We start from the raw sequence: 20,412 nt of genomic DNA on the forward strand, positions 1-20,412 counted from the left end.
TTGGCTCAAAAACCACCCCTCACCCCAGCCCTCTCCCCAGAGGGGAGAGGGGAAAGGGAGCAGATCTCCATGCTTTTCAAACCTGAGTTCACTCGGTAATGCAGGTCGCAGCAACTCGAAAGAACACGTCGGTCAGTTCCTTCTCCCCACTGGGGAGAGGGTTAAGGTGAGGGGTGGTTTTCATCGACACTGGAGATTCTGGATCTGTGCCCTCCAAGGCGGCGTGACTGACACGCCGCCGACCCCCAATCAAACCCTGAACTGATCCATCAAACTCTGCTGCTGATTGGCCAGACTGTTCAGCGATTGACTAACCCGCGCCGATTCGTTGGCTTGCCCCGACAGCGATTCAGTCACGTCACGAATGGTCGCTACGTTGCTGTTGATCTCTTCTGCCACAGCGCTTTGCTCTTCGGCGGCGCTGGCAATCTGCAGGTTCATGTCGGTGATCACGGTCACGGCATCACCGATCTGACGCAGGGCAGTCACTGCCTGGCTGACTTGTTCGACACTGCCTTGAGCCTGACGATGGCTGTTGTTCATTGAACCAACAACGTCCTGAGTACCGCTTTGCAGCTGTTCGATCACCAGACGGGTTTCCTCCACCGACTCTTGAGTGCGGCGGGCCAGGTTGCGCACTTCGTCGGCGACCACGGCGAAACCACGTCCGGCTTCACCTGCGCGAGCGGCTTCGATGGCCGCGTTGAGCGCCAGCAGGTTGGTCTGCTCGGCGATGGCGCGAATGACTTCCAGCACCGAACCGATTTTCTCACTGTTGGCGGCCAAGCCTTCGACCTGGATCATCGCCGTGCTCATATCCGCGGCGAGATTGCCGATGCTGGCGGTGGTGCGGTCGATCACGGTCAAACCCTGACGGGTCGCCTGATCGGCGTCGCGAGCAGCCTGCGCGGCCTGGGCTGCGCTACGAGCGACGTCTTGGGCGGTGGCGCTCATTTCGTGGGAGGCGGTGGCCACCTGGTCAACCTGACGGTACTGCTGCTCCATGCCGGCACTGGTCTGGGTGGCGATGGCCGCTGATTGGTCGGCGGTGCTGCGGGCGTCCTGCACCGAGCGTTTCACTTCGGCAATGATCGGTTGCAGCTTGTCGAGGAAACGGTTGAACCAACCGGCCAGTTGCCCGAGTTCGTCCTGCTTGTCGTAGGCCAGGCGCCGGGTCAGGTCACCTTCACCGCTGGCAATGTCTTCGAGCATGTGTGCCACGCCAAGGATGGGCTTGGTCACGCTGCGGGCCATCAGCCAGACCAGCAGCAAGCCGATGACTGCAGCCAACAGACCCAGGCTCAATTCGATCAGAGTGCCGGTGGTGCTACGTTCGTCGAGTTCTTTCTTCAGGGTTTCAGCCGGGCCGACCAAAACCTTCTCCGGCACATCCAGCAACACGCCCCACGGCTTGCCGCCGGGGATAGGCATAAACGGCGAGAGTACTTTGAGTTCTTGATTGCTGCGCAGACTCTGGGTCTTGCTACCGCTGGTCAGCATGCGGATCAGCTCGGCACCGCTGGCCTTGTCCACTACATCCAGACGCTGGCTCAGTTTGCTGGCGTCCGGGCTGTAGCCAGCCAGCAGACCGACCGGGCTGATGATGCTGACGCTGGTCTGACCGTCATAGAGCTTCTTGCTCGCTTGCTGGCTGACCGCTTGCAGGCTGTTGAGATTGATATCAACCGACAGCGAGGCGATGACTTTACCGTCGACTATCAACGGGAAGACGATGCTGGTCATCAGCACATTCTGGCCGTCGATTGCATAGAAGTAGGGTTCGATCACGCACGGTTTGAGCGTAACGCGCGGGCAGGTGAACCAGGCATTCGCCGGTTCGCCGCTCGGGCCGGAGCTGGTGTCGGCGATATCGCTTTCCGGCAGCGACATGGAGGTCAGCTTGCCCGGTGTCGGTTGCGACCAGTACAGGGCAAAACGGCCCTTGTCGTTGCTGCCGATTTCTTTCTGCCCGGCAAACAACTCATCCTTGCCGTCCAGCGCATTGGCTTCAAACACCAGCGACAGGCCGAGCAGCTCCGGGTTGGCTTGCAGTGCCGACTTGACCTGACGGGTCAGGTCTTCACGAAGGTCTAAGGCATCGAGGAAACGTTTCTCGGCTTGTTCGCGCAGGAACAGCACCTGGCGAGAGAAGCCGTGGCCGTATTGGTAGGCATCCATGAATTGCTGGCGAATGCTCAGCGCCTGGACTTCGCCTTGGGCCTCGATACGGGCCTGAGCCGCTTCATTGAGCATCTCCATGCTCGACGCTTTGACCAGCTCGGAATTGTGCTCCATGCGATAGAGCGAAAGCCCCACCAGCAACGTGACAATGCCGAGCAGGCAAAGTCCGGCCAGAAGGGTGATTTTCCATTGAATGGAAAGCTGTCTGAGCGACATGGAGATGTCCTTAATCGGATAAAACGAGAGAGACTTCGCTCTGTAACGGCCGAGGTGATTTTTTCTTTATTGGTATCACTAAATAAGAAGCGACCCACGAACTTCGTAGCAGCTGGCGAAGCCTGCGTTCGGGCGCGAAGCGGTCGTGAAACCTGGCACCGAGATTCCCCAGATAAATGGAGGTGTCATTTATTGCGACTGCTTCGTCCGATTCGACCCTGGGACCGACCTCTGGTCTGAATATCGACGGCCAACATCACCACATCTGGGACACCGTGGTGCCGACCTTCCTGCACTACAACCTGCCGCTGCTGGCGTTCGGTTGGGCTGCGGCGATGATTTTGTAATCCTGCAGAGTCCCTGCAACACCCACACAAAGCCTGCGGTCCTCAACTTTTGGTCCGGTGTGCCGTTAAAGCGTTTAACCCGCCAATAAAATCAAGAGTGAACACCATGCGCCTAAGCCTGAAGGCCAAAGTTTTATCCCTCGCGGTACTCCCGGTTTTACTGTTTGCTCTGGTAATCAGTCTGACCACGGTGTTCATTCTGAAAGAACAGGCCAGCAAAGAAGTTGAAGAGACCCGTCAGCGTCTGCTGGCTGATGCGAAGGCGACTCTGCAAAGTTATGTGGCGGTGGCGATGACCGCGATCAAGCCGCTGTACGACGCGGCAGCACCGGGTGATGACGCGGCGCGGGCGCACGTAGTCAAGCTGCTGTCGGGCATCAGCTATGGCACGGATGGCTACTTCTTTGGTTACGACTCGCAAACCGTGCGTCTATTCAAAGGCAGCAGCGCGGACGGTGTCGGTAAAAGCTTTAAGGACAACCGTGACCCGAGCGGTGTCTACGTCAATCGCGAATTGGTGAACGTTGCCAAGGCCGGTACGCACTATCTGCAATACAGCTCCACGCAGCCCGGCAGTAATGTTCTGGTGCCCAAACTCGGCTACACCGAGTACCTGTCCAAGTGGGACATGGTCATTGGTTCCTCGGTCAATCTTGACGGTATCGATGCTCAGGTGGCGGTGGTCGAGCAGCAGGTCAATGAGCGCATGGAAGGTGTAGTGCTCAGCATTGTCGGGATCGCCGTCGTGGTGTTGCTGATGATTTTGCTGATCGGCATGGTGGTGGCAAATACCATCCTGCGTCCGCTGCACCTGATGAAAGCCAACCTGGACGATATCGCCGCAGGCGAGGGCGACCTGACGCGTCGTCTGGCGATTACCAGCGAGGATGAGCTGGGTGAACTGGCCGGCTCGTTCAACCGCTTTGTCGACAAGATCCACGGTCTGGTGCGGCAAATCACTGAGATGACCTCGCAGTTGACCGGTCTGGTGACACAAGTCTCCGATCAGGCTCAGCGTTCGGAGCAGGCGATGGAACGCCAGCGTCACGAGACTGATCAGGTGGCGACGGCAATCAACGAGATGTCCTCGGCAGCTCAGGAAGTCGCGAGAAGTGCCCAGGGCGCTGCGGTTGCTGCGCAGCAGACCGACGAGGAAGGCCAGGCCGCCAAACGCGTGGTGGATGGCAGCATCAAACAGATTCATGCGCTGGTCAGCGATATCCGCAGCAGCGGTACGTCCCTTGATAGCCTGCAAAAAGATGTGTTGTCGATTGTTAGTGTGCTGAGTGTCATTCGTTCGATTGCCGATCAGACCAACCTGCTGGCACTCAACGCGGCCATCGAAGCGGCACGTGCCGGTGAGGCCGGGCGTGGTTTTGCAGTGGTGGCCGATGAGGTGCGGGCGCTGGCCAGCCGCACTCAGCAAAGCACCCAGGAAATCCAGGGCATGATTGATCGCCTGCAGAAGGGCACTCAATCCGCTGTCGAAGCCATGCGCCGTTCCAGCGATGCCGGTGACGGTACTTCGGCCCAGGCCAACGAAGCCGGTGCTTCGCTGGACACCATGGCCCAGTTGATCGGCACCATCAACTCGATGAACGCACAGATCGCCAGCGCCGCCGAAGAGCAAACGGCGGTGGCCGAAGAGATCAACCGCAGCGTGCACCAGATCGCCGTGGCGGTGGACAACGTGGCCGACGAAACCCAACTCGGCGCACAAACCTCCCGCAGCCTGGCCGACCTTGGTCAGCGCTTGGGCAAGTTGGTGGGGCAGTTCCGCATCTGATCCGAAAGATTATTTGCCAGACAGATCGCTATCGCGAGCAAGCCTCGCTCCTACATTTGAATCGCATTCCCCTGTAGGAGCGAGGCTTGCCCGCGAGGCGTCAGCGCAGACAACCTTATTTTCAGCTAAGCCATACTCTCAGTTGCCGCACCAACCCGCACATCCCGCATCAACAACCCAAAGCGCAAATCCACCTGATCCGGGATCGGCACATACACCGTGTGCCCGTCCCCCGGGGCGACCTCGATGGCTTCGCCTTTGGCGTTGTGCAGTTGATGCAGGTCGAAGTGAAAGTTGCCTTTGGGGGTCATCAATTCCAGGTGGTCGCCGAGCAGGAAGCGGTTCTTCACGCGAACTTCAGCCAGCCGATCACGTCGCTCGCCGGTTAACTCACCGACGAACTGCTGACGCTCTGACACCGAGCTGCCGTTCTGGTAGTTCTGATACTCGTCATGCACATGCCGACGTAGAAAGCCTTCGGTGTACCCGCGTTGTGCCAGAGAGTCGAGATCGGTCATCAGGCTGCGGTCGAATTCTCGGCCGGCCACGGCGTCATCGATCGCCCGGCGATAGACCTGAGTGGTTCGTGCGCAGTAGAAATGGGATTTGGTTCGGCCCTCGATTTTCAGCGAGTGCACGCCCATTTTGGTCAAACGTTCGACGTGCTGCACGGCACGCAGGTCCTTGGAATTCATGATGTAAGTGCCGTGTTCGTCCTCGAACGCGGGCATCAACTCTTCGGGGCGATTGGCTTCCTGCAACAAAAACACCTGATCGGTCGGTGCGCCGAGGCCCAGAGTTGGCTGGATGGGTTCAGGTTGAAACGCTTGAACGATCTCGCCCAACTGATTCTCTACCGCCGGTTGTGCGGTGTATTTCCAGCGACAGGCGTTGGTACAACTGCCCTGATTGGCATCGCGTTTGTTCATGTAGCCCGACAACAGGCAACGACCTGAGTAGGCCATGCACAGTGCCCCATGGACGAATACTTCGAGCTCCATGCCAGGAACCTGCTGACGAATCTCGGCGATCTCTTCGAGGGACAGTTCGCGGGACAAGATGATCCGGCTCAAGCCTTGTTGCTGCCAAAACTCGACGCTGGCCCAGTTCACCGTGTTGGCCTGAACTGAAAGGTGAATCGGCATCTGCGGGAAATGCCTGCGCACCAGCATGATCAACCCTGGATCAGACATGATCAGCGCATCCGGCGCCATGGCGATCACCGGCTCCAGGTCTGTGAGAAAAGTCCGTAGCTTGGCGTTATGCGGGGCGATGTTCACCACCACATAGAAACGCTTGCCCTGGGACTGGGCTTCACGAATACCGAGGGCCAGGTTGGCGTGGTCAAATTCATTATTGCGCACCCGCAGGCTGTAACGCGGCTGCCCGGCGTACACCGCATCGGCACCGTAGGCGAAGGCATAACGCATGTTTTTCAGGGTGCCGGCAGGGGCGAGGAGTTCGGGAGTGACGGGAGGCATGGTCGTGTCGATCGCAAAAGGCAGGGAGGGTAATCGAATCGCGTCCGGGACTTATTGATCTGGATCTATGCTCCATGAACAAAGAGAGCACTCAGCTGCGCCTTGGCTGACTAAACATCAGGAGGCTGTCACTCCTGTGCCTTAATGACATGGATCGGGTATGAACGAAACGACGCTACAAAACAGATCACTGTGGGTGCTGCTGCTCCTGGTGACCATCGCCTTCATCTGGATTCTGCTGCCGTTGTACGGCGCGGTGTTCTGGGCGGTGATCCTCGGCATCGTCTTTGCTCCCTTGCAGCGACGGCTGCAACTGAAGTTCGGTTGGCAACGCAACCTGACTTCCTTGCTCACCCTGAGTATCTGTCTGGTGATTGCGATTCTGCCAGTGATCATCACCGGCGTCTTGCTGGTTCAAGAAGGTACGACCCTCTACAGAAACATCGAAAGCGGTCAGTTGGATATAGCCGGCTACCTGGCGCAGTTCAAACACAGCCTGCCGCTGTACTTCCAGCACCTGCTCGACCGCTTTGGTATGGGTGAGTTGAATAGCTTGCGGGAGAAAGTCGTCAAGAGCGCCATGCAGGGCAATGAGTTCTTCGCTACCCAGGCATTCAGCTTTGGTCAGGGCACCTTCGAGTTCGTGGTGAGTTTTTTCATCATGCTGTACTTGCTGTTCTTCTTTCTGCGTGACGGCGCGGAGCTGGCGCGCATGGTCCGCACGGCTATACCGCTGGCCGAACACCAGAAGCGTCGCTTGCAGCTGAAATTCAATCGGGTGGTGCGTGCCACGGTGAAGGGCAATTTGCTGGTGGCTATCACTCAGGGCGCATTGGGTGGTTTGATTTTTTGGTTTCTCGACATCCCCAGTGCGTTGCTCTGGGCGGTATTGATGGCGTTTCTGTCACTGATGCCAGCGGTAGGGGCGGGGATTGTCTGGGCGCCAGTGGCGGCGTACTTTCTGCTCAGTGGGGCAATATGGCAGGGGGTGGTGCTGGCGTTGTTCGGGGTGTTCGTGATCGGTCTGGTAGACAACGTGCTGCGGCCGATTCTGGTGGGTAAAGACACGAAAATGCCGGATTACCTGGTTCTGATCTCCACCCTGGGTGGCCTGGCGCTCTTTGGCTTGAACGGATTTGTCATCGGGCCATTGATCGCCGCGCTGTTCATGTCGAGCTGGGCCTTGTTCATTGAGACCAAGCCTCGTATGCAGTTGCCTTAGGCGCGTAAGCCATGTGAACCCATGCTTTGCGACAGTGCTTGAGCTGCGGGGAGTGAAGTGAGCGGGCCGCTGATCTGCACGCCGTCCTGCACCAGATACCAACAGGCGAGCAGTCCTAGCTCTCTGAGTGGTGCGGGAACGGCGCTGCCGATAACGGACATGATCTGAACCTTGGGCATAAGTACCTCCATCAATCTATGGAGCTACCTTACGGACCTGACGGTTCAACGAAAAATCATCGCGCTCGATAGTGGACATCGACGCAGGCGAAACTAAACGCGATAACAGGTGTCAGTCGACAACCTGATCGAGCATGTTCACCACTTCCTGATCATTCAACAGACCTTTTCGCACCAGGTTCTCGGCCAGCAACGAGAGGAATTTGGCGCTTCGATGGCCTTCCAGGTGCTTGAGTTCGGTCAGCGCGCTGTAGACCTTGCTTGAGGTGCAGAGGCCGGCAGTGCGGTGGGGATTCTGAGTTGGCATTATGGGTCGTCCTTGTTTTTATAAGTCTGTTTTTACGGACAAGTCAGATTTTGCTGACCGGTCATGACATAAATATGACAGCCGCCGCACCGATGCGCCAAGGCGACAGTCAGCCCAATCATGTCAAATTTAACCGTAGCCACTGTCTCAGCCGCGACCTTTGCAAGATTTATTCAGACGTTGCCCAGGATCTACAACGCATCAGGCCCCGTTTTAAGGCGGGGCCTGATTCATTTACAGCGTGATGGTTACCAGCGTGGCGGACCGTAATAACCGCGCGGCGGGCCGTAATAGCCACGTGGCGGGCCGTAGTAAACCGGTGCAGGTTGCACATAAACCGGCTGCGCCTGGTAATAGACCGGCGGCGGAGCCTGAACATAAACCGGCTGAGGTTGTACGTACACCGGTTGCTCAACGTAGACCGGGCGATCGTGACTGGTGATTACCGAGCCCACTACCGCAGCGCCGACAACAGCGCCAAACAGGGCCGGACCACCCCAACCCCAACCACCACCGTGTTCGTGGGCGGACGCCTGGCCGGTGATAGCGAGTGCCCCGATGAGCAAGGCTATTGCGGGGATTTTACGGATCATGGCTATTCCTCGGTTTCCTGCCCCAGCGCTTGTGGTCTGCAATAGACCCAAGGATTGTCGCGGGGATACTTCTAAGACAGCAGTTTTTGATAAAACTGCGAAGCTGTTGAGTAAATATTGTGTAAGGTCTGTACCGGTTTCTTTACCGTGATCTGGTGCAGAATCAGGTGCCTGAACCTCGCCTCACTATGATCGAACAGAATCGGTGGGCTGCCTAATCCCGTCCATCTGAAAGTGCTATTTGAAGGAGATGAACATGCTGATGAACCCGAACAAAGACACCCAACTGTGTATGTCGCTGTCTGGGCGCCCCGGGAATTTCGGCCTGCGTTTTCATAATCACCTGTATGAGCAACTGGGCCTTAATTTCTATTACAAAGCCTTCAGCAGCAACGATCTGTCAGGTGCGGTCGGCGGAATTCGCGCGCTGGGTATTCGTGGCTGCGGGGTTTCGATGCCATTCAAGGAAGCCTGCATCGCGTTGGTCGATGAACTGGATGAATCGGTGAAGGCAATCCAGTCCATTAACACTATCGTCAATACTAATGGGCATTTGAAGGCCTACAACACTGATTACATTGCTATCGCGCAACTACTGAAAACTCATGAAGTGCCACAGAACTCGACTTTTGCGCTGCGCGGCAGCGGTGGTATGGCCAAGGCGGTGGCTAGCGCCTTGCGCGACGGCGGCTATAAAAACGGTTTGATCGTGGCCCGTAACGAAGTGGCCGGCCGCGCTCTGGCGAGCTCCTTGGGCTATGAATGGCTGGCTGACCTTGGTGACCAGCGGCCACAGATGCTGATCAACGTCACGCCGATTGGTATGGCCGGCGGCCCGGAAGCCGATCAACTGGCGTTCGAAGCAGATGCCATCGATGCTGCCGAAACAGTCTTTGATGTAGTGGCGATTCCATCGCAAACACCGCTGATCCTGCGTGGCTGTGCCAAAGGCAAGCGCGTGATCACCGGGCTGGAGGTGATCGCCATCCAAGCGCTGGAGCAGTTCGTGTTGTACACCGGCGTGCGCCCGACTGAGGAGCAGTTCCAGAAAGCGGTAGCCTTCGCACGGGGCTGATGCCGCTCCCCCTTGTAGCAGTTGCCGCCAGGCTACGTCCGGCCGCGCAGCGGTCGCAATACGGACAACCCCGTCTTTGCAGGAAGATCGAGGTGGCCGGATTTACGACCGCTGCGCGGCCGGACGTAGCCTTCGGCAACTGCTACAGGGGTTAGCGCAGCGTTACTCCAGCCTGGCCAAACGTTCTTCCAGTGCCGCGATCCGCGCTTCCAGTTCTTCGATGCGCTCCACCGACACGCCGCTACCAGCGCCACGTTCCACTGGGTTTTGTCGTGCCGCCAGAATCGTTTCGATATCCTCCGGATCGCCCAGTGCATGCATGTAGCGGTCTTCGCGTTGCCCGGCCTGACGTGGCAACAGCAACGCCAGGCCCCGGGCGATCAGCCGTTCCAACTGATGCACGACCTGTTCGTTGTCTTCGAAATCATGCATGCGACCGCTGCGGGTCAGCAGTTCATTGACGGTCTGCGGGCCACGCAGGAACAGCAAGCCGGCAAGAATCACCTGTGCTGGCACCAGCTCCAGTGCCTTGTCCACCCGATGTTCCCAGCGATCGGCACGGCTGCCCATGACCAATCGAGTGAAACCCTGTCCTTCAAGGGCGCGAAGGCTCTGGCCGACCTGGCCCGGACTGAGATTCATCACCGGTTCGCGGCTGGTTTTCTGATTACAGGCGATGACCAGCGCATTGAGGGTCAGCGGATAGGTTTCCGGGCTAGTGGCCTGTTTCTCGATCAAAGAGCCGAGAATGCGGATTTGCGTGCTGTTCAGCCGCAGTTCATCGATGGAGGTGTCGTGCTCAGTGCTCATCGCGCTTTCCCTATGCTGTCGAAGGCGACTAGCCTAATCCTTGCAGAATAAAAGACAAGCGGCCTGCTGCTTCAAGCATGGCTATAATCGCGCCACGTTCACCTCCCGCCACAACCTGCGAGACTGTCATGACTATTTCCCTGTACGCCGCTTCCATCCCGGTTTTCAAGCAAATGCTCAACGCCTTGAGCGACGTTCTGAACAAGGCCGAAGCCCACGCCACGGCAAAAAACATCGAGCCAAACGCTTTCCTGCAAGCGCGCCTGTACCCGGATATGTTCCCGCTGGTGCGTCAGGTGCAAATTGCTGTGGATTTCGCCAAAGGCGTTTCCGCGCGTCTGGCCGAGGTTGAGCTGCCGAAGTACGACGACACCGAAACCACCTTCGCTGAGCTGCAAGCGTTGATCAGCAAAGTCCTGGCGTTCATTGACGGCATCAAGCCTGAGCAAATCGACGGCAAGGAAGGGATCGAGATCATCACCCGTCAGGGCACGCCGAAAGAGAAACGCTTCAGTGGCCAGGCTTACCTGCTGACCTACGGCCTGCCGCAGTTCTTCTTCCACGTCACCACCACTTACGCAATCCTGCGTCACAACGGTGTTGAAGTCGGCAAGCGCGATTACATGGGCGCGTTCTAAACCGCAGAGACAAAAAAGCCCGGAAAGGTTCGCACTGAACCTTTCCGGGCTTTTTTATGTTTCTGAATCAGGGGTCAGGCTTTTTGCGCGATGCGCTCGGCCTTTTCTTCCTGAGCCAGGCAGGCCGCAGCAGTGAACAGCACGTCGGTGGAGGAGTTCAACGCGGTTTCCGCCGAGTCCTGTAGCACACCGATAATGAAACCGACGGCCACCACTTGCATGGCGATTTCGCTGGGAATGCCGAACAGACTGCACGCCAGGGGAATCAACAGCAACGAACCGCCCGCCACACCCGAAGCACCGCAGGCGCAAATCGCCGCGACCACACTGAGCAGGATGGCTGTCGGAATGTCCACGGCAATCCCGAGCGTGTGCACGGCCGCCAGACTCAACACGGTAATAGTGATCGCTGCGCCCGCCATATTGATGGTAGCGCCCAGCGGGATCGAGACCGAGTAGGTGTCTTCATGCAGACCCAGACGTTTGCTCAACTCCAGATTGACTGGAATGTTTGCTGCCGAACTGCGGGTGAAAAACGCGGTAATGCCGCTCTCGCGCAGGCAGGTGAAGACCAGCGGGTAAGGATTGCGTCGTAGTTTCCAGAACACGATGGCCGGGTTGATCACCAGGGCCACGAACAGCATGCAGCCGATCAACACGGCCAACAGATGCAGATAGCCGAGCAGGGCGCCGAAGCCGGAAGTGGCGAGGGTCGACGCCACCAGGCCGAAGATCCCCAGCGGTGCAAAGCGAATCACCATACGCACGATCAGCGTCACGCCATTGGAGAGGTCGTCGAGCACCGTGCGGGTGGTTTCACCGGCATGGCGAATGGCGATGCCCAAGCCGATTGCCCAGGCCAGAATGCCGATGAAGTTGGCATTCATCAGGGCACTCACCGGGTTGTCGACCACGCTGAGCAACAGGCTTTGCAACACTTCGCTGATCCCTCCTGGAGCGCTTACGGCCACATCATGGGTGGCCAACACCAGGCTGGAAGGAAACAGTGTGCTGGCGACGACAGCGACGGCCGCTGCGGCAAAGGTCCCGAGCAGGTAAAGAAACAGAATGGGCCGGATATGAGTTTCCTGGCCATGTTTATGGCTAGCGATGGAGGCCATGACCAGGATGAACACCAGAATCGGCGCGACAGCTTTCAGGGCCGAGACAAAGACTTTGCCGATGAACGCAGTGGACCGCGCCACTTCGGGGAAGAGCAACGCCAGCAGAATCCCGGCGATCAGGCCGATAACGATTTGTGTGACCAGGCTGGTGCGTGTGAGCCTTTGCAGGAGAGAAAGGGGGACAGCAGTCATAGCGGTATCTCTGATTTTTTAGGGTGCTGTGGTTCAACGGGGTCCGTAGCAAAAACCGTGGTCGGCTACCGAGTGGAGCCTCACCAGGTTTTGCAGGATGCAACGCGACATCAGCAGTAAGCACGTCGCCGTGTATGGCCGATGAATAGGCTGTTTTTATGGCAGGGACCGGACTTTACCACACCGTCGGTCGACACCTTCGGCATGTGACGATCCGTCGCTCGAGCGTTTAGGGAGGTCTGTCACGTTGGTGCAACCGCTCTCAGAAACACTCTGTTAAGATTCGCCATCCTCTTTTTTCATATCCAGTCAGTGGGCCTTTGGGCTATCGCTGGCGTCGTTGTTTCTTGGAGTTATGCATGTTGTTGCCCATTTTGCTGTTGTCGGCCGCCGGTTTTACCGTGCTGACCACAGAGTTCATCATTGTCGGTCTATTGCCATCCATCGCTCGCGATCTGGATGTCAGTGTTTCCCAAGCCGGTTTGCTGGTGACCTTATTTGCCTTCACCGTGGCAGCGTTCGGGCCATTCTTGACCGCCTGGTTTGCACGCTTCGAGCGCCGACGGTTGTTTATCAGCGTGCTGATCATGTTTGGTCTGGCCAATACCTTGGCGGCGCTGGCACCAAATATTGGTGTGATGGCGCTGGCCCGGTTGATACCGGCGCTGGGCCTGCCAGTGTTTTGGGCGTTGGCCAGTGAAACGGCCGTAGACATCGTCGGTCCGGATTACGCCGGGCGTGCCATCGCGAAAATCGGCTTCGGGATTGTCTGCGCTACCGTCTTCGGGATCCCGGTCGGCACCTTGATTTCCGATGCATTCGGCTGGCGCAGCGCGTTTGCCATTCTGGCGGTGGTAGCGTTTGCCAAAGCATTGCTGCTGTTTATCTATCTGCCGAAGACGCAGCTGCATCAACAACAGGTGAGCCTGCGTTCACAGTTCAACATTCTGCGCAGCCCGTTGATGCAGGGGCACGTTTTGTTATCGATCCTGGTCTTCAGCGGCATGTTCACCGTCTACACCTACCTGGCCGACATCCTGGGGCGGCTTGCCGGTTTCAACGGCACCGTGGTCGGCTGGTGCCTGATGGGCTTTGGTGCGGTGGGGCTGATCGGCAACTCGCTGGGCGGACGCATGGTTGATCGCCATCCACTGATCGCTTCGATGGTGTTTTGCGTCTTCATGATCGGCGGGATGGTGGCACTGGTGCCGAGCATTCATTCGACGGTTGGATTGGCGGTTGCCATGGGCATATGGGGTATCACCCAGGCAGCGTTGTTCCTGGTCAGCCATGTCCGCTTGATGAAGGTTGCACCACAGGCGCCGGCCTTCGCCGCGTCGCTGAATATCGCCGGGGCCAATCTGGGCATTGGGTTGGGTGCGATGGTTGGCGGTCGGGTGATCGATACGCTGGGGCTGGGCAGTCTCGGCTTTGCAGCGGCGGGCTTCATCGTGTTGTCGATCCTTCTGGCGATGGTGTTGATGACCGCCAAAACCCGCGCGGTTTGCGCCTGATTCCTCAAGTATTGATCGCGGTAAACAGCTCGCGTCGGGCACCTTCGGTAATGGCAACAATGCCGGGGTGCTTGACCTTGCGCTCCACCGAAATGGCGTAGAACGACTCGGTCACCGCATCAGTCTGACCAATCAACTCCACGCCATACTGGCGTTTCACTTCGTCGGCGATCACGCTCGGGCCAATGAATATCCCGCTGCCGGATTGGCCGAAGGCCTGCATCAAGGCGCTGTCATCAAACTCACCGACGATGCGTGGCTGAATCTGCTGTTCAGCGAACCAGCGCAGCAATCGACTGCGCACCACGGTTTCCTGCCCGGGAATCAGCAGTGGTGCGCCGTGTAAACCGTGCGGAAAATCTTTGCCATAACGTTCAGCCAGCGCGCGGGTGGCAAAAAAGCTGATGCCGCATTCACCGAGCTTCTGGCTGTAGCCCTTGATATCCAGATGCGACGGCATCGGGCTGTCGGAAATCACCAGGTCCAGGCGCTGGATCGCCAGGTCGGCAAGCAACCGTTCGAGCTTGTCTTCGCGGCAGGTGATGCGCAGTGGTTCACTCAGTTCCATGGTTGGGGCGATGAGGCGATAGACAATCGACTTGGGCACCACATCAGCAACCCCGACCCGAAACAGAATCTGTTGCTCATTGGGTTGCGCCCGTAACATCGCCTCCAGCTCACCCCCTAACTGAAACATCTGTTCGGCATAGGGCAGGGTCTGGCGACCGGCTTCAGTCAGCTCAAGCTGTCGCCCGACCCGGCGAAACAGTTCAATCCCGTAGGTCTGTTCAAGCAGGCTGATTTGCCCACTGATGGTCTGCGGCGTCAGGTTCAGTTGTTCGCAGGCACGAACGATGCTGCCGGTCTTGGCCACGACCCAGAAATAATGCAGTTGCCGATAATTGAGCATATGGACTTATAGTTCGTAAAAATCGAAGTATAGCTGCTAAAAATACGAATTTTCCTGAAGTGTTAGTCTCCTTAGAATGCAGCGCTATCGACAGGCCGTCATCTTGGGTCTGTACGTTCTATCGAGGAAAGCATGATGAAACTCAAATCCATAGGCGCCGCTAGTCTGCTGGCGCTTTCAGTGTTTGCACTCAGCGGCTGCGACCAGGTCGAGAAAAGTGCCCAGCAATTGGTGGGCAAAGCGACCGAAACCGCCAAGCAAGCCATTGACGATACCCACAAAGCTGCGGAGCAGGCATTGAGTGATGCAACTCAGGGCTTGATCAGCAACAAGGAAAAGCCAGCGGACGACAGCGAACAACGCGAAAAGTCGTCGCAGGAAATCTAACCCGTCAAACACCGAGCCAGGACTGACCCATGGAATACCTTTTACAACTCGCCGCCAGCCCTACCGCCTGGGTTGCCTTGGCTACCCTGATCGTCATGGAAATCGTGCTTGGCATCGACAACCTGATCTTTATTTCGATCCTGACCAACAAACTGCCTGAACAGCACCGAGCCAAGGCGCGGCGCATTGGCATCAGTATGGCGTTGGTTCTGCGTCTGGGCCTGCTCAGCACCATCGCGTTTATTGTGCAACTGACCGAGCCAGTCATTGATGTGTTCGGCCAGGTATTTTCCTGGAAAGACATGATCCTGGTAGCCGGTGGTCTGTTCCTGCTGTGGAAAGCGACCACGGAGATCCATCACAGCATGGACCCGGAGCCGCAAGAGTCGGCATCCACGACCTCCGGTGTATCGATTGGCTTTGCTGCCGCGATTGGTCAGATCCTGATGTTGGACATGGTGTTTTCGATCGACAGCATCATTACCGCCGTTGGCATGACCGAGCACTTGCCGATCATGATCATTGCGGTGGTGGTCTCGGTATTGGTGATGTTGCTGGCGGCCGAGCCTCTGGCGAAGTTCATCAACGACAACCCGACGGTGGTGATGCTGGCCTTGGGCTTCCTAATCATGATCGGTATGACCTTGATCGCCGAAGGCTTCGGCGCCCACGTACCGAAAGGCTACATCTACGCGGCCATGGCGTTCTCGGCGACGATCGAAGGCTTGAACATGATGTCGCGCCGTGCTCGGCAGAAGCGGGTTGCTGCTGAAGCCTAAATAGCGGAAATAGCCGACGGTCGTCTGTGCTCGAAAGGGCACGGCGACCGTTTTCTTTTATTGGGGTTGAGCAAATTTCAGTCAGTGCGCAGTAGCGGTGCGACCGGCAGGTTTTTCGGTCTTCGCGGGAGTTGCTGGCTGGATGTGTGGGTGATGGTGTCTGCGAGTAATGCGCAGCACGCCCCAAAGCATCGCGGCGGCAACGGCCAGCCAGCCACAGATCAGCATGATGATTATCGTTGTCAGGCTCATAAGTGCCTCCTCTTTGCCCCCGCTTGGGGCACACACTCTGTGCAATGGACAGTCTAGTCGCTGATGTGTTTCAAGCTATTGACCAAAGGTAGAGAGCCACCAACCAGTTCGCTCTATTGGGCACAACTAACTGCCGTTTAAGGCTATACCGTCGCTCAAGACGGCCCTATGATCGAGGGCCAAGCCGGGAGCATGTTTGCCTGGCGTCTGAACAAGAGAGTGATGATGTTGCGGGTATTTCCTCGATTTCGATCTGCGCTGCTGGCCGGTGCTTGTGTTTTGAGCCTGGCCGGTTGCGCCGGCAGCGTGCAGCCAGAGATCCAGCGCCTGCCGGAGCGCGTCGAGCTCAATGGTGTGCCATTTTTCCGCGGCGAGGTCTATCAGAGTGGGCCCGGAGCCTTGGCCAGCATGTTGTCGCAGCAAGGTATCGTGATCACTCCAGGCTTGCTGGATAAGCCACTGCATTTGCCGGGCGCCGAAGATCAGTTGCAACAGAACATGCAGACCCTGGCGCGTGAATACGGCATGGTGGTCTATCCACTCGATAAAAATCTTCCCGCGTTGTTGACCCAGGTAGCGGCCGGTTACCCGGTGCTGGTGCGCTTCACAGAAGGCTCGGCGTTCTGGGCCGGGCCGAGGTACGCAGTGCTCGCGGGCTACAACCGTCACAAGCAGACTGTCTTGCTCCGTGCGGGGATGAACCGCCGTTTGCTGATGAGCTTCAAGTCGTTTGAGTCTTCTTGGGAAAACGCTGGCAGTTGGGCCGTATTGATCCAGGGGCCGGCGCAGTTACCTGCCAAGGTAGACCAGCAGCGCTGGCTGAAAGCCGCCAATGAGCTGGCTCAGGCTGGTCAGGAACAGGCCGCGGCCAGAGCGACCAAAGCATTGAGCGCACACTGATTGCGCGCATAAAAAACGACGCTATTGAGCGTCGTTAATAGTGAAGGCCCGGACAATAACGTCAAGGGCCTTTTTTTATTGCGTTTATTAGCGTTACTTCGACGATTGCGCCACGCCACTTTGACGGTTCTTGAGGTTTTTTTCGGCCTTGTAGCGCACGGCAACATCCGGCACGGAACCGCTTTTCCCGGTTTCGACCCAATTGCGGATACGACCAGCGTCGGCGAAGTGCGTGAATTTGCCGAACGCATCAAGGATTACCAGGGCGACCGGGCGATTGCCCATGCTGGTCACCAGGACCAGGCAGTGGCCCGCTTGGTTGGTGAAACCGGTCTTGGTCAAACTGATGTCCCAGTTGGGCTTGTTGAGCAAGTGATCGGTGTTGTGAAAGCCCAAAGAGTATTGTGGCTTACGGAAAGTCACGGTCTTTTCCTTGGTTGTGCTCAGTTCGCTCAACATCGGGTACTTGCGGGCGGCCTGTAGCAGCTTACTCAAGTCGCGGGCGGTGGAAACGTTGTAGATGGACAGACCGGTGGGCTCGACGTAGTGCGTGCTGGTCATGCCCAGGGCTTTGGCCTTGGCGTTCATCGCGGCGATAAAAGCGACGTAACCGCCTGGGTAGTGATGGGCCAGACTGGCGGCTGCACGGTTTTCCGAGGACATCAAAGCGATCAGCAGCATCTCTCTGCGGCTGAGTTCGCTGTTGAGTTTGACACGGGAGAACACGCCTTTCATTTCCGGGGTGTCGCTGATTGACACGGAAATGTATTCGTCCATCGATTGTTTGGCGTCCAGAACGATCAAGCCAGTCATCAGTTTGGTGACAGAAGCGATCGGCACGATGACGTCAGGGTTGCTTGAATAGATGACTTTGTTGGTCTGTAAGTCAACCAGCAACGCGCTGCCGGAAGCGATGTGCAGGTGGGAGGCGTCTCGGGGTGCCGCGATGGTCTCACCAGCGTTGGCGCTCTGCGTGATGAAAGTGCCTGTAAGTGCAAAAAATAGGCTGAGTATAGAGATACGGATATTCACGCGGATAGACTCGTTAAAAGATGGATATGCCGTTGTGCAACGGGCTTTTTTCAGTAAAACGTAACATTTTATGAGTATGGCTGAAGAACTGTCGATTGTTGTTCGGCGGCCAATCAAAAACCTTTAAAAATATAGAAAAAAAAGGTTTTCCCTGACGCAGGATGCTCCGTCGCGAACGGTGCCTATCAATATCCGTGGTGTGCGGGATGTCCTGCGATTAGCATCGCTTTCTTTGAGCGATTATCGCCCTTGAATGAGTCAGGAGTCCGGCAATGCCAAAGGGTTTTATCAGCAAGGATTACCTGCCAATGGTGGTCTGGGCAGGCGTGGTTGCGGTGCTATTGTTGGCGTTTGCGTTTTTTCCGAAGTCGGCGGATTGGTATGGGTGGATTCAGGCGGTGGGATTGATCGTCGGTCTGATGGTGGCGATTACCGTGCCGGCGATCCAGCGACGACAGGAGTCTGCTCAGCAGCGCAAACAGGTGCGTGATCGCGAACTCGGTTACGCGCGGCGTTTGCACTATTTCACGGTTGAAATGCTTGAACTGCTTGGCAGGATCGGTGCCAATCTGGTGCATCTGCGGGCGGCGGACCGTCATCGTTGCCAACGCACGGTCGAGGATTTTCTGCATCGCCTGTTCGAGTCGCACAAGCATGACCTCAGCGATGACCGGATCGTGATCATTCATGAGTTGCGCAAGATGGCCAACGGCGTGATTGATGAGCTGGAAAGCGGTCGTTCTGATCGAACGGTCATGATGGATCTGGAAAAGCGACTGCAGAAACTGGCGCATCGTGCGCAGGTTAATGCCGCATTGGCAGAGCGGGCTTAACGATTTGAAGGATGTTTTAACGGGTTAAACAAAGAACCCCGCCAAGTGGCGGGGTTCTTTGTTCAAGTCTTTAAGTAAAACCTGAACTCAACTGTGCAGTGTTTCTGCCGCGTACAGCGTGTTTTCCAACAGGCAGGCGCGAGTCATCGGGCCAACACCCCCTGGAACTGGCGTGATCCAGCCGGCGCGGGGCAGGGCGGTTTCATAAACCACGTCGCCCACCAGTTTGCCGTCTTCCTGGCGGTTGATGCCAACGTCGATGACGATCGCACCTTCCTTGATCCACTCACCTTTGACCAGGCCTGGCTTGCCTGCGGCCACAACCACCAGATCAGCACGGCCCACGTGGCCAGCCAGGTCCTTGGTGAAACGGTGGGTGACAGTGACGGTGCAGCCGGCCAGCAGCAATTCCATCGCCATCGGACGCCCGACAATGTTGGAGGCGCCAACCACAACAGCATCCAACCCATAAAGGTCGACGCCAGTGCTTTCCAGCAAGGTAATGATGCCTTTTGGGGTGCAGGGGCGAAGCAATGGGATGCGCTGCGCCAGACGGCCGACGTTATAAGGGTGGAAGCCATCCACGTCTTTGTCCGGGCGAATGCGTTCCAGCAGTTTGGAGGATTCCAGTTGTTCGGGAAGCGGTAGCTGAAGCAGGATGCCGTCAATGCTCGGGTCATCGTTCAGGCGATCAATCAGATCGGTCAGTGCTTCTTGAGTGGTGTTGGAGGGCAAGTCATAGGCTTGCGAAAGGAAGCCGACCTCTTCGCAGTCTTTACGCTTGTGCGAGACATAAACTTGAGAGGCGGGGTCGCTGCCGACCAGGATCACCGCGAGGCCAGGAGTGCGCAGGCCTTGCTGGCGACGCTCGGCGACACGTTTGGCGATCTGCTGGCGCAGGCTAGCGGCGATCGCTTTGCCGTCGATTAGTTGTGCAGTCATGACGCGTGATTAACCATCGAGAGGGGGAAGAAAAGAGAACGCATTCTCGCATGTCGTGACGTGAGGGCAAAGGCGCTTGGTCTGCAAATTCCCCTAACCCCTTTAATTAAATGAATTTTTTTCAAAAAAGAGTTGACGACCTTACCGGTCGCCTATAACATTCGTCGCACTTGTCGGGCACAGCCTAGCACTGGTTAAGAAGGTTGAGCAGAGTTGATGTTTGACTCGGTAAGACTGAAAGCACTTAGTTTGTAATCGTCCAAGAATACAGATTAACAAGGCGCCCGTAGCTCAGCTGGATAGAGCATCCGCCTTCTAAGCGGATGGTCGCAGGTTCGAGTCCTGCCGGGTGCGCCATTAGGCAGCTTTGGCACAAGTAACGCAACAAGGCAATATGGTGGGCGTAGCTCAGTTGGTAGAGCACGGGATTGTGACTCCCGTTGTCGAGGGTTCGATCCCCTTCGTCCACCCCATATTTAGAAAGGCGCCAGATTAATAGTCTGGCGCCTTTGCTTTAAAAGCTTGATACGCGGACGTGGTGGAATTGGTAGACACACTGGATTTAGGTTCCAGCGCCGAAAGGTGTAAGAGTTCGAGTCTCTTCGTCCGCACCAATTAAGTAGCTATTTAATAGCAGATAACGGCGCAGCACCTGAAAAGGGCTGCGCCGTTTTCGTTTCAGAAACATACGTTTCAGTAAGGCCGCAGGCAT

The 20,412-nt window shown here is 57.0% G+C and carries 20 protein-coding genes, 3 tRNA genes and 2 pseudogenes; 14 read left to right on the top strand and 11 right to left on the bottom strand.

The window, feature by feature from the left end; translation table 11 throughout:
• Positions 1 to 249 precede the first annotated feature (249 nt).
• A complete protein-coding gene (locus tag ACZYSM_RS14590) occupies positions 250 to 2,397 on the bottom strand; it encodes a methyl-accepting chemotaxis protein (RefSeq protein ID WP_489072194.1) in 2,148 nt (715 codons plus the stop codon).
• 203 nt (positions 2,398 to 2,600) lie between these two features.
• Between ACZYSM_RS14590 and ACZYSM_RS14595 the strand changes: the two are divergent.
• The 3 genes and pseudogenes from ACZYSM_RS14595 to ACZYSM_RS14605 form a co-directional block, all read left to right on the top strand.
• Positions 2,601 to 2,744, top strand: a pseudogene (locus ACZYSM_RS14595) (Na+/H+ antiporter NhaC family protein); the annotation flags it as partial.
• A gap of 106 nt (positions 2,745 to 2,850) precedes the next feature.
• Positions 2,851 to 3,672, top strand: a pseudogene (locus tag ACZYSM_RS14600) (cache domain-containing protein); the annotation flags it as partial.
• 102 nt (positions 3,673 to 3,774) lie between these two features.
• The gene (locus ACZYSM_RS14605) at positions 3,775 to 4,530 is read left to right on the top strand and encodes a methyl-accepting chemotaxis protein (protein ID WP_489072243.1); all 756 of its coding nucleotides are present in this window, start codon (positions 3,775 to 3,777) and stop codon (positions 4,528 to 4,530) included.
• Between the two features lie 125 nt (positions 4,531 to 4,655).
• Here ACZYSM_RS14605 and trhP read toward each other — a convergent pair whose 3' ends face one another.
• The gene (gene trhP, locus ACZYSM_RS14610) at positions 4,656 to 6,011 is read right to left on the bottom strand and encodes a prephenate-dependent tRNA uridine(34) hydroxylase TrhP (protein ID WP_489072195.1); all 1,356 of its coding nucleotides are present in this window, start codon (positions 6,009 to 6,011) and stop codon (positions 4,656 to 4,658) included.
• A gap of 160 nt (positions 6,012 to 6,171) precedes the next feature.
• Here trhP and ACZYSM_RS14615 point away from each other — a divergent pair, with 160 nt between their 5' ends.
• Positions 6,172 to 7,233: an AI-2E family transporter gene (locus ACZYSM_RS14615; RefSeq protein WP_489072196.1), complete on the top strand. Its 1,062-nt coding sequence runs from the start codon at positions 6,172 to 6,174 to the stop codon at positions 7,231 to 7,233.
• Here ACZYSM_RS14615 and ACZYSM_RS14620 read toward each other — a convergent pair.
• The 3 genes from ACZYSM_RS14620 to ACZYSM_RS14630 all read right to left on the bottom strand — a co-directional run bounded on the left by ACZYSM_RS14620 (position 7,230) and on the right by ACZYSM_RS14630 (position 8,312).
• Entirely contained in the window at positions 7,230 to 7,412 is a 183-nt protein-coding gene (locus tag ACZYSM_RS14620; RefSeq protein ID WP_489072197.1) for a hypothetical protein, read from the bottom strand. The genes ACZYSM_RS14615 and ACZYSM_RS14620 overlap by 4 nt on opposite strands.
• 112 nt (positions 7,413 to 7,524) lie before the next feature.
• Entirely contained in the window at positions 7,525 to 7,719 is a 195-nt protein-coding gene (locus ACZYSM_RS14625) for a hypothetical protein (RefSeq protein WP_419117255.1), read from the bottom strand.
• A 248-nt stretch (positions 7,720 to 7,967) separates the two neighbouring features.
• Positions 7,968 to 8,312, bottom strand: coding sequence for a hypothetical protein (locus ACZYSM_RS14630; protein WP_489072198.1), 345 nt, complete (start codon positions 8,310 to 8,312; stop codon positions 7,968 to 7,970).
• A gap of 256 nt (positions 8,313 to 8,568) precedes the next feature.
• Between ACZYSM_RS14630 and ACZYSM_RS14635 the strand changes: the two genes are divergently transcribed.
• Positions 8,569 to 9,387: a shikimate 5-dehydrogenase gene (locus ACZYSM_RS14635; RefSeq protein WP_489072199.1), complete on the top strand. Its 819-nt coding sequence runs from the start codon at positions 8,569 to 8,571 to the stop codon at positions 9,385 to 9,387.
• Between the two features lie 162 nt (positions 9,388 to 9,549).
• Here ACZYSM_RS14635 and ACZYSM_RS14640 read toward each other — a convergent pair whose 3' ends face one another.
• Positions 9,550 to 10,197 (bottom strand): YceH family protein, encoded by a 648-nt coding sequence (locus ACZYSM_RS14640; protein ID WP_489072200.1) that lies wholly within the window; start codon positions 10,195 to 10,197, stop codon positions 9,550 to 9,552.
• Between the two features lie 128 nt (positions 10,198 to 10,325).
• On the opposite strand from ACZYSM_RS14640, the gene ACZYSM_RS14645 reads away from it, so the two are divergent.
• Complete coding sequence (locus tag ACZYSM_RS14645; RefSeq protein ID WP_489072201.1) at positions 10,326 to 10,835, top strand: DUF1993 domain-containing protein; 510 nt, start codon at positions 10,326 to 10,328, stop codon at positions 10,833 to 10,835.
• 74 nt (positions 10,836 to 10,909) lie between these two features.
• On the opposite strand, the gene sstT is transcribed toward ACZYSM_RS14645, so the two are convergent.
• Positions 10,910 to 12,151 (bottom strand): serine/threonine transporter SstT, encoded by a 1,242-nt coding sequence (sstT, locus tag ACZYSM_RS14650; RefSeq protein ID WP_489072202.1) that lies wholly within the window; start codon positions 12,149 to 12,151, stop codon positions 10,910 to 10,912.
• A gap of 359 nt (positions 12,152 to 12,510) precedes the next feature.
• Here sstT and ACZYSM_RS14655 point away from each other — a divergent pair, with 359 nt between their 5' ends.
• Positions 12,511 to 13,665 carry an MFS transporter gene (locus tag ACZYSM_RS14655; RefSeq protein WP_489072203.1) on the top strand — a complete coding sequence of 385 codons (1,155 nt, stop codon included), beginning with the start codon at positions 12,511 to 12,513 and terminating at the stop codon, positions 13,663 to 13,665.
• A gap of 4 nt (positions 13,666 to 13,669) precedes the next feature.
• Here the strand turns inward: ACZYSM_RS14655 and nhaR are convergent, their stop codons facing one another.
• A complete protein-coding gene (nhaR, locus tag ACZYSM_RS14660; protein WP_489072204.1) occupies positions 13,670 to 14,575 on the bottom strand; it encodes a transcriptional activator NhaR in 906 nt (301 codons plus the stop codon).
• A 135-nt stretch (positions 14,576 to 14,710) separates the two neighbouring features.
• Between nhaR and ACZYSM_RS14665 the strand changes: the two genes are divergently transcribed.
• Both ACZYSM_RS14665 and ACZYSM_RS14670 read left to right on the top strand, forming a co-directional pair.
• Positions 14,711 to 14,962, top strand: coding sequence for a hypothetical protein (locus ACZYSM_RS14665; RefSeq protein ID WP_489072205.1), 252 nt, complete (start codon positions 14,711 to 14,713; stop codon positions 14,960 to 14,962).
• Between the two features lie 29 nt (positions 14,963 to 14,991).
• Positions 14,992 to 15,741 carry a TerC family protein gene (locus tag ACZYSM_RS14670; protein WP_489072206.1) on the top strand — a complete coding sequence of 250 codons (750 nt, stop codon included), beginning with the start codon at positions 14,992 to 14,994 and terminating at the stop codon, positions 15,739 to 15,741.
• 81 nt (positions 15,742 to 15,822) lie between these two features.
• Here ACZYSM_RS14670 and ACZYSM_RS14675 read toward each other — a convergent pair whose 3' ends face one another.
• The gene (locus tag ACZYSM_RS14675; RefSeq protein WP_489072207.1) at positions 15,823 to 15,993 is read right to left on the bottom strand and encodes a hypothetical protein; all 171 of its coding nucleotides are present in this window, start codon (positions 15,991 to 15,993) and stop codon (positions 15,823 to 15,825) included.
• A 168-nt stretch (positions 15,994 to 16,161) separates the two neighbouring features.
• On the opposite strand from ACZYSM_RS14675, the gene ACZYSM_RS14680 reads away from it, so the two are divergent.
• Positions 16,162 to 16,893, top strand: coding sequence for a PA2778 family cysteine peptidase (locus ACZYSM_RS14680; RefSeq protein ID WP_489072208.1), 732 nt, complete (start codon positions 16,162 to 16,164; stop codon positions 16,891 to 16,893).
• Positions 16,894 to 16,986: 93 nt separating this feature from the next.
• Here the strand turns inward: ACZYSM_RS14680 and pbpG are convergent, their stop codons facing one another.
• On the bottom strand, positions 16,987 to 17,925 hold the full coding sequence (gene pbpG / locus ACZYSM_RS14685; protein ID WP_489072209.1) for a D-alanyl-D-alanine endopeptidase: 939 nt from the start codon (positions 17,923 to 17,925) through the stop codon (positions 16,987 to 16,989).
• 272 nt (positions 17,926 to 18,197) lie between these two features.
• Here pbpG and ACZYSM_RS14690 point away from each other — a divergent pair, with 272 nt between their 5' ends.
• Positions 18,198 to 18,758: a hypothetical protein gene (locus ACZYSM_RS14690; protein ID WP_489072210.1), complete on the top strand. Its 561-nt coding sequence runs from the start codon at positions 18,198 to 18,200 to the stop codon at positions 18,756 to 18,758.
• Between the two features lie 87 nt (positions 18,759 to 18,845).
• On the opposite strand, the gene folD is transcribed toward ACZYSM_RS14690, so the two are convergent.
• A complete protein-coding gene (gene folD, locus ACZYSM_RS14695; RefSeq protein WP_489072211.1) occupies positions 18,846 to 19,700 on the bottom strand; it encodes a bifunctional methylenetetrahydrofolate dehydrogenase/methenyltetrahydrofolate cyclohydrolase FolD in 855 nt (284 codons plus the stop codon).
• Between the two features lie 280 nt (positions 19,701 to 19,980).
• On the opposite strand from folD, the gene ACZYSM_RS14700 reads away from it, so the two are divergent.
• From ACZYSM_RS14700 to ACZYSM_RS14710, 3 genes are all read left to right on the top strand, one after another.
• Positions 19,981 to 20,057, top strand: a tRNA-Arg gene (locus ACZYSM_RS14700).
• A gap of 40 nt (positions 20,058 to 20,097) precedes the next feature.
• Positions 20,098 to 20,173 (top strand) — tRNA-His (locus ACZYSM_RS14705).
• 56 nt (positions 20,174 to 20,229) lie between these two features.
• Positions 20,230 to 20,314 (top strand) — tRNA-Leu (locus ACZYSM_RS14710).
• The last annotated feature ends 98 nt before the right edge of the window (positions 20,315 to 20,412 follow it).

Source organism: Pseudomonas sp. F220, from assembly GCF_057813935.1.

Coding starts and splice junctions, on each gene's coding strand:
- ACZYSM_RS14590 (WP_489072194.1), bottom strand. CDS start 2,397: ATGTCGCTCAGACAGCTTTCCATTCAATGGAAAATCACCCTTCTGGCC.
- ACZYSM_RS14605 (WP_489072243.1), top strand. CDS start 3,775: ATGGAACGCCAGCGTCACGAGACTGATCAGGTGGCGACGGCAATCAAC.
- trhP (WP_489072195.1), bottom strand. CDS start 6,011: ATGCCTCCCGTCACTCCCGAACTCCTCGCCCCTGCCGGCACCCTGAAA.
- ACZYSM_RS14615 (WP_489072196.1), top strand. CDS start 6,172: ATGAACGAAACGACGCTACAAAACAGATCACTGTGGGTGCTGCTGCTC.
- ACZYSM_RS14620 (WP_489072197.1), bottom strand. CDS start 7,412: ATGCCCAAGGTTCAGATCATGTCCGTTATCGGCAGCGCCGTTCCCGCA.
- ACZYSM_RS14625 (WP_419117255.1), bottom strand. CDS start 7,719: ATGCCAACTCAGAATCCCCACCGCACTGCCGGCCTCTGCACCTCAAGC.
- ACZYSM_RS14630 (WP_489072198.1), bottom strand. CDS start 8,312: ATGATCCGTAAAATCCCCGCAATAGCCTTGCTCATCGGGGCACTCGCT.
- ACZYSM_RS14635 (WP_489072199.1), top strand. CDS start 8,569: ATGCTGATGAACCCGAACAAAGACACCCAACTGTGTATGTCGCTGTCT.
- ACZYSM_RS14640 (WP_489072200.1), bottom strand. CDS start 10,197: ATGAGCACTGAGCACGACACCTCCATCGATGAACTGCGGCTGAACAGC.
- ACZYSM_RS14645 (WP_489072201.1), top strand. CDS start 10,326: ATGACTATTTCCCTGTACGCCGCTTCCATCCCGGTTTTCAAGCAAATG.
- sstT (WP_489072202.1), bottom strand. CDS start 12,151: ATGACTGCTGTCCCCCTTTCTCTCCTGCAAAGGCTCACACGCACCAGC.
- ACZYSM_RS14655 (WP_489072203.1), top strand. CDS start 12,511: ATGTTGTTGCCCATTTTGCTGTTGTCGGCCGCCGGTTTTACCGTGCTG.
- nhaR (WP_489072204.1), bottom strand. CDS start 14,575: ATGCTCAATTATCGGCAACTGCATTATTTCTGGGTCGTGGCCAAGACC.
- ACZYSM_RS14665 (WP_489072205.1), top strand. CDS start 14,711: ATGAAACTCAAATCCATAGGCGCCGCTAGTCTGCTGGCGCTTTCAGTG.
- ACZYSM_RS14670 (WP_489072206.1), top strand. CDS start 14,992: ATGGAATACCTTTTACAACTCGCCGCCAGCCCTACCGCCTGGGTTGCC.
- ACZYSM_RS14675 (WP_489072207.1), bottom strand. CDS start 15,993: ATGAGCCTGACAACGATAATCATCATGCTGATCTGTGGCTGGCTGGCC.
- ACZYSM_RS14680 (WP_489072208.1), top strand. CDS start 16,162: ATGATCGAGGGCCAAGCCGGGAGCATGTTTGCCTGGCGTCTGAACAAG.
- ACZYSM_RS14690 (WP_489072210.1), top strand. CDS start 18,198: ATGCCAAAGGGTTTTATCAGCAAGGATTACCTGCCAATGGTGGTCTGG.
- folD (WP_489072211.1), bottom strand. CDS start 19,700: ATGACTGCACAACTAATCGACGGCAAAGCGATCGCCGCTAGCCTGCGC.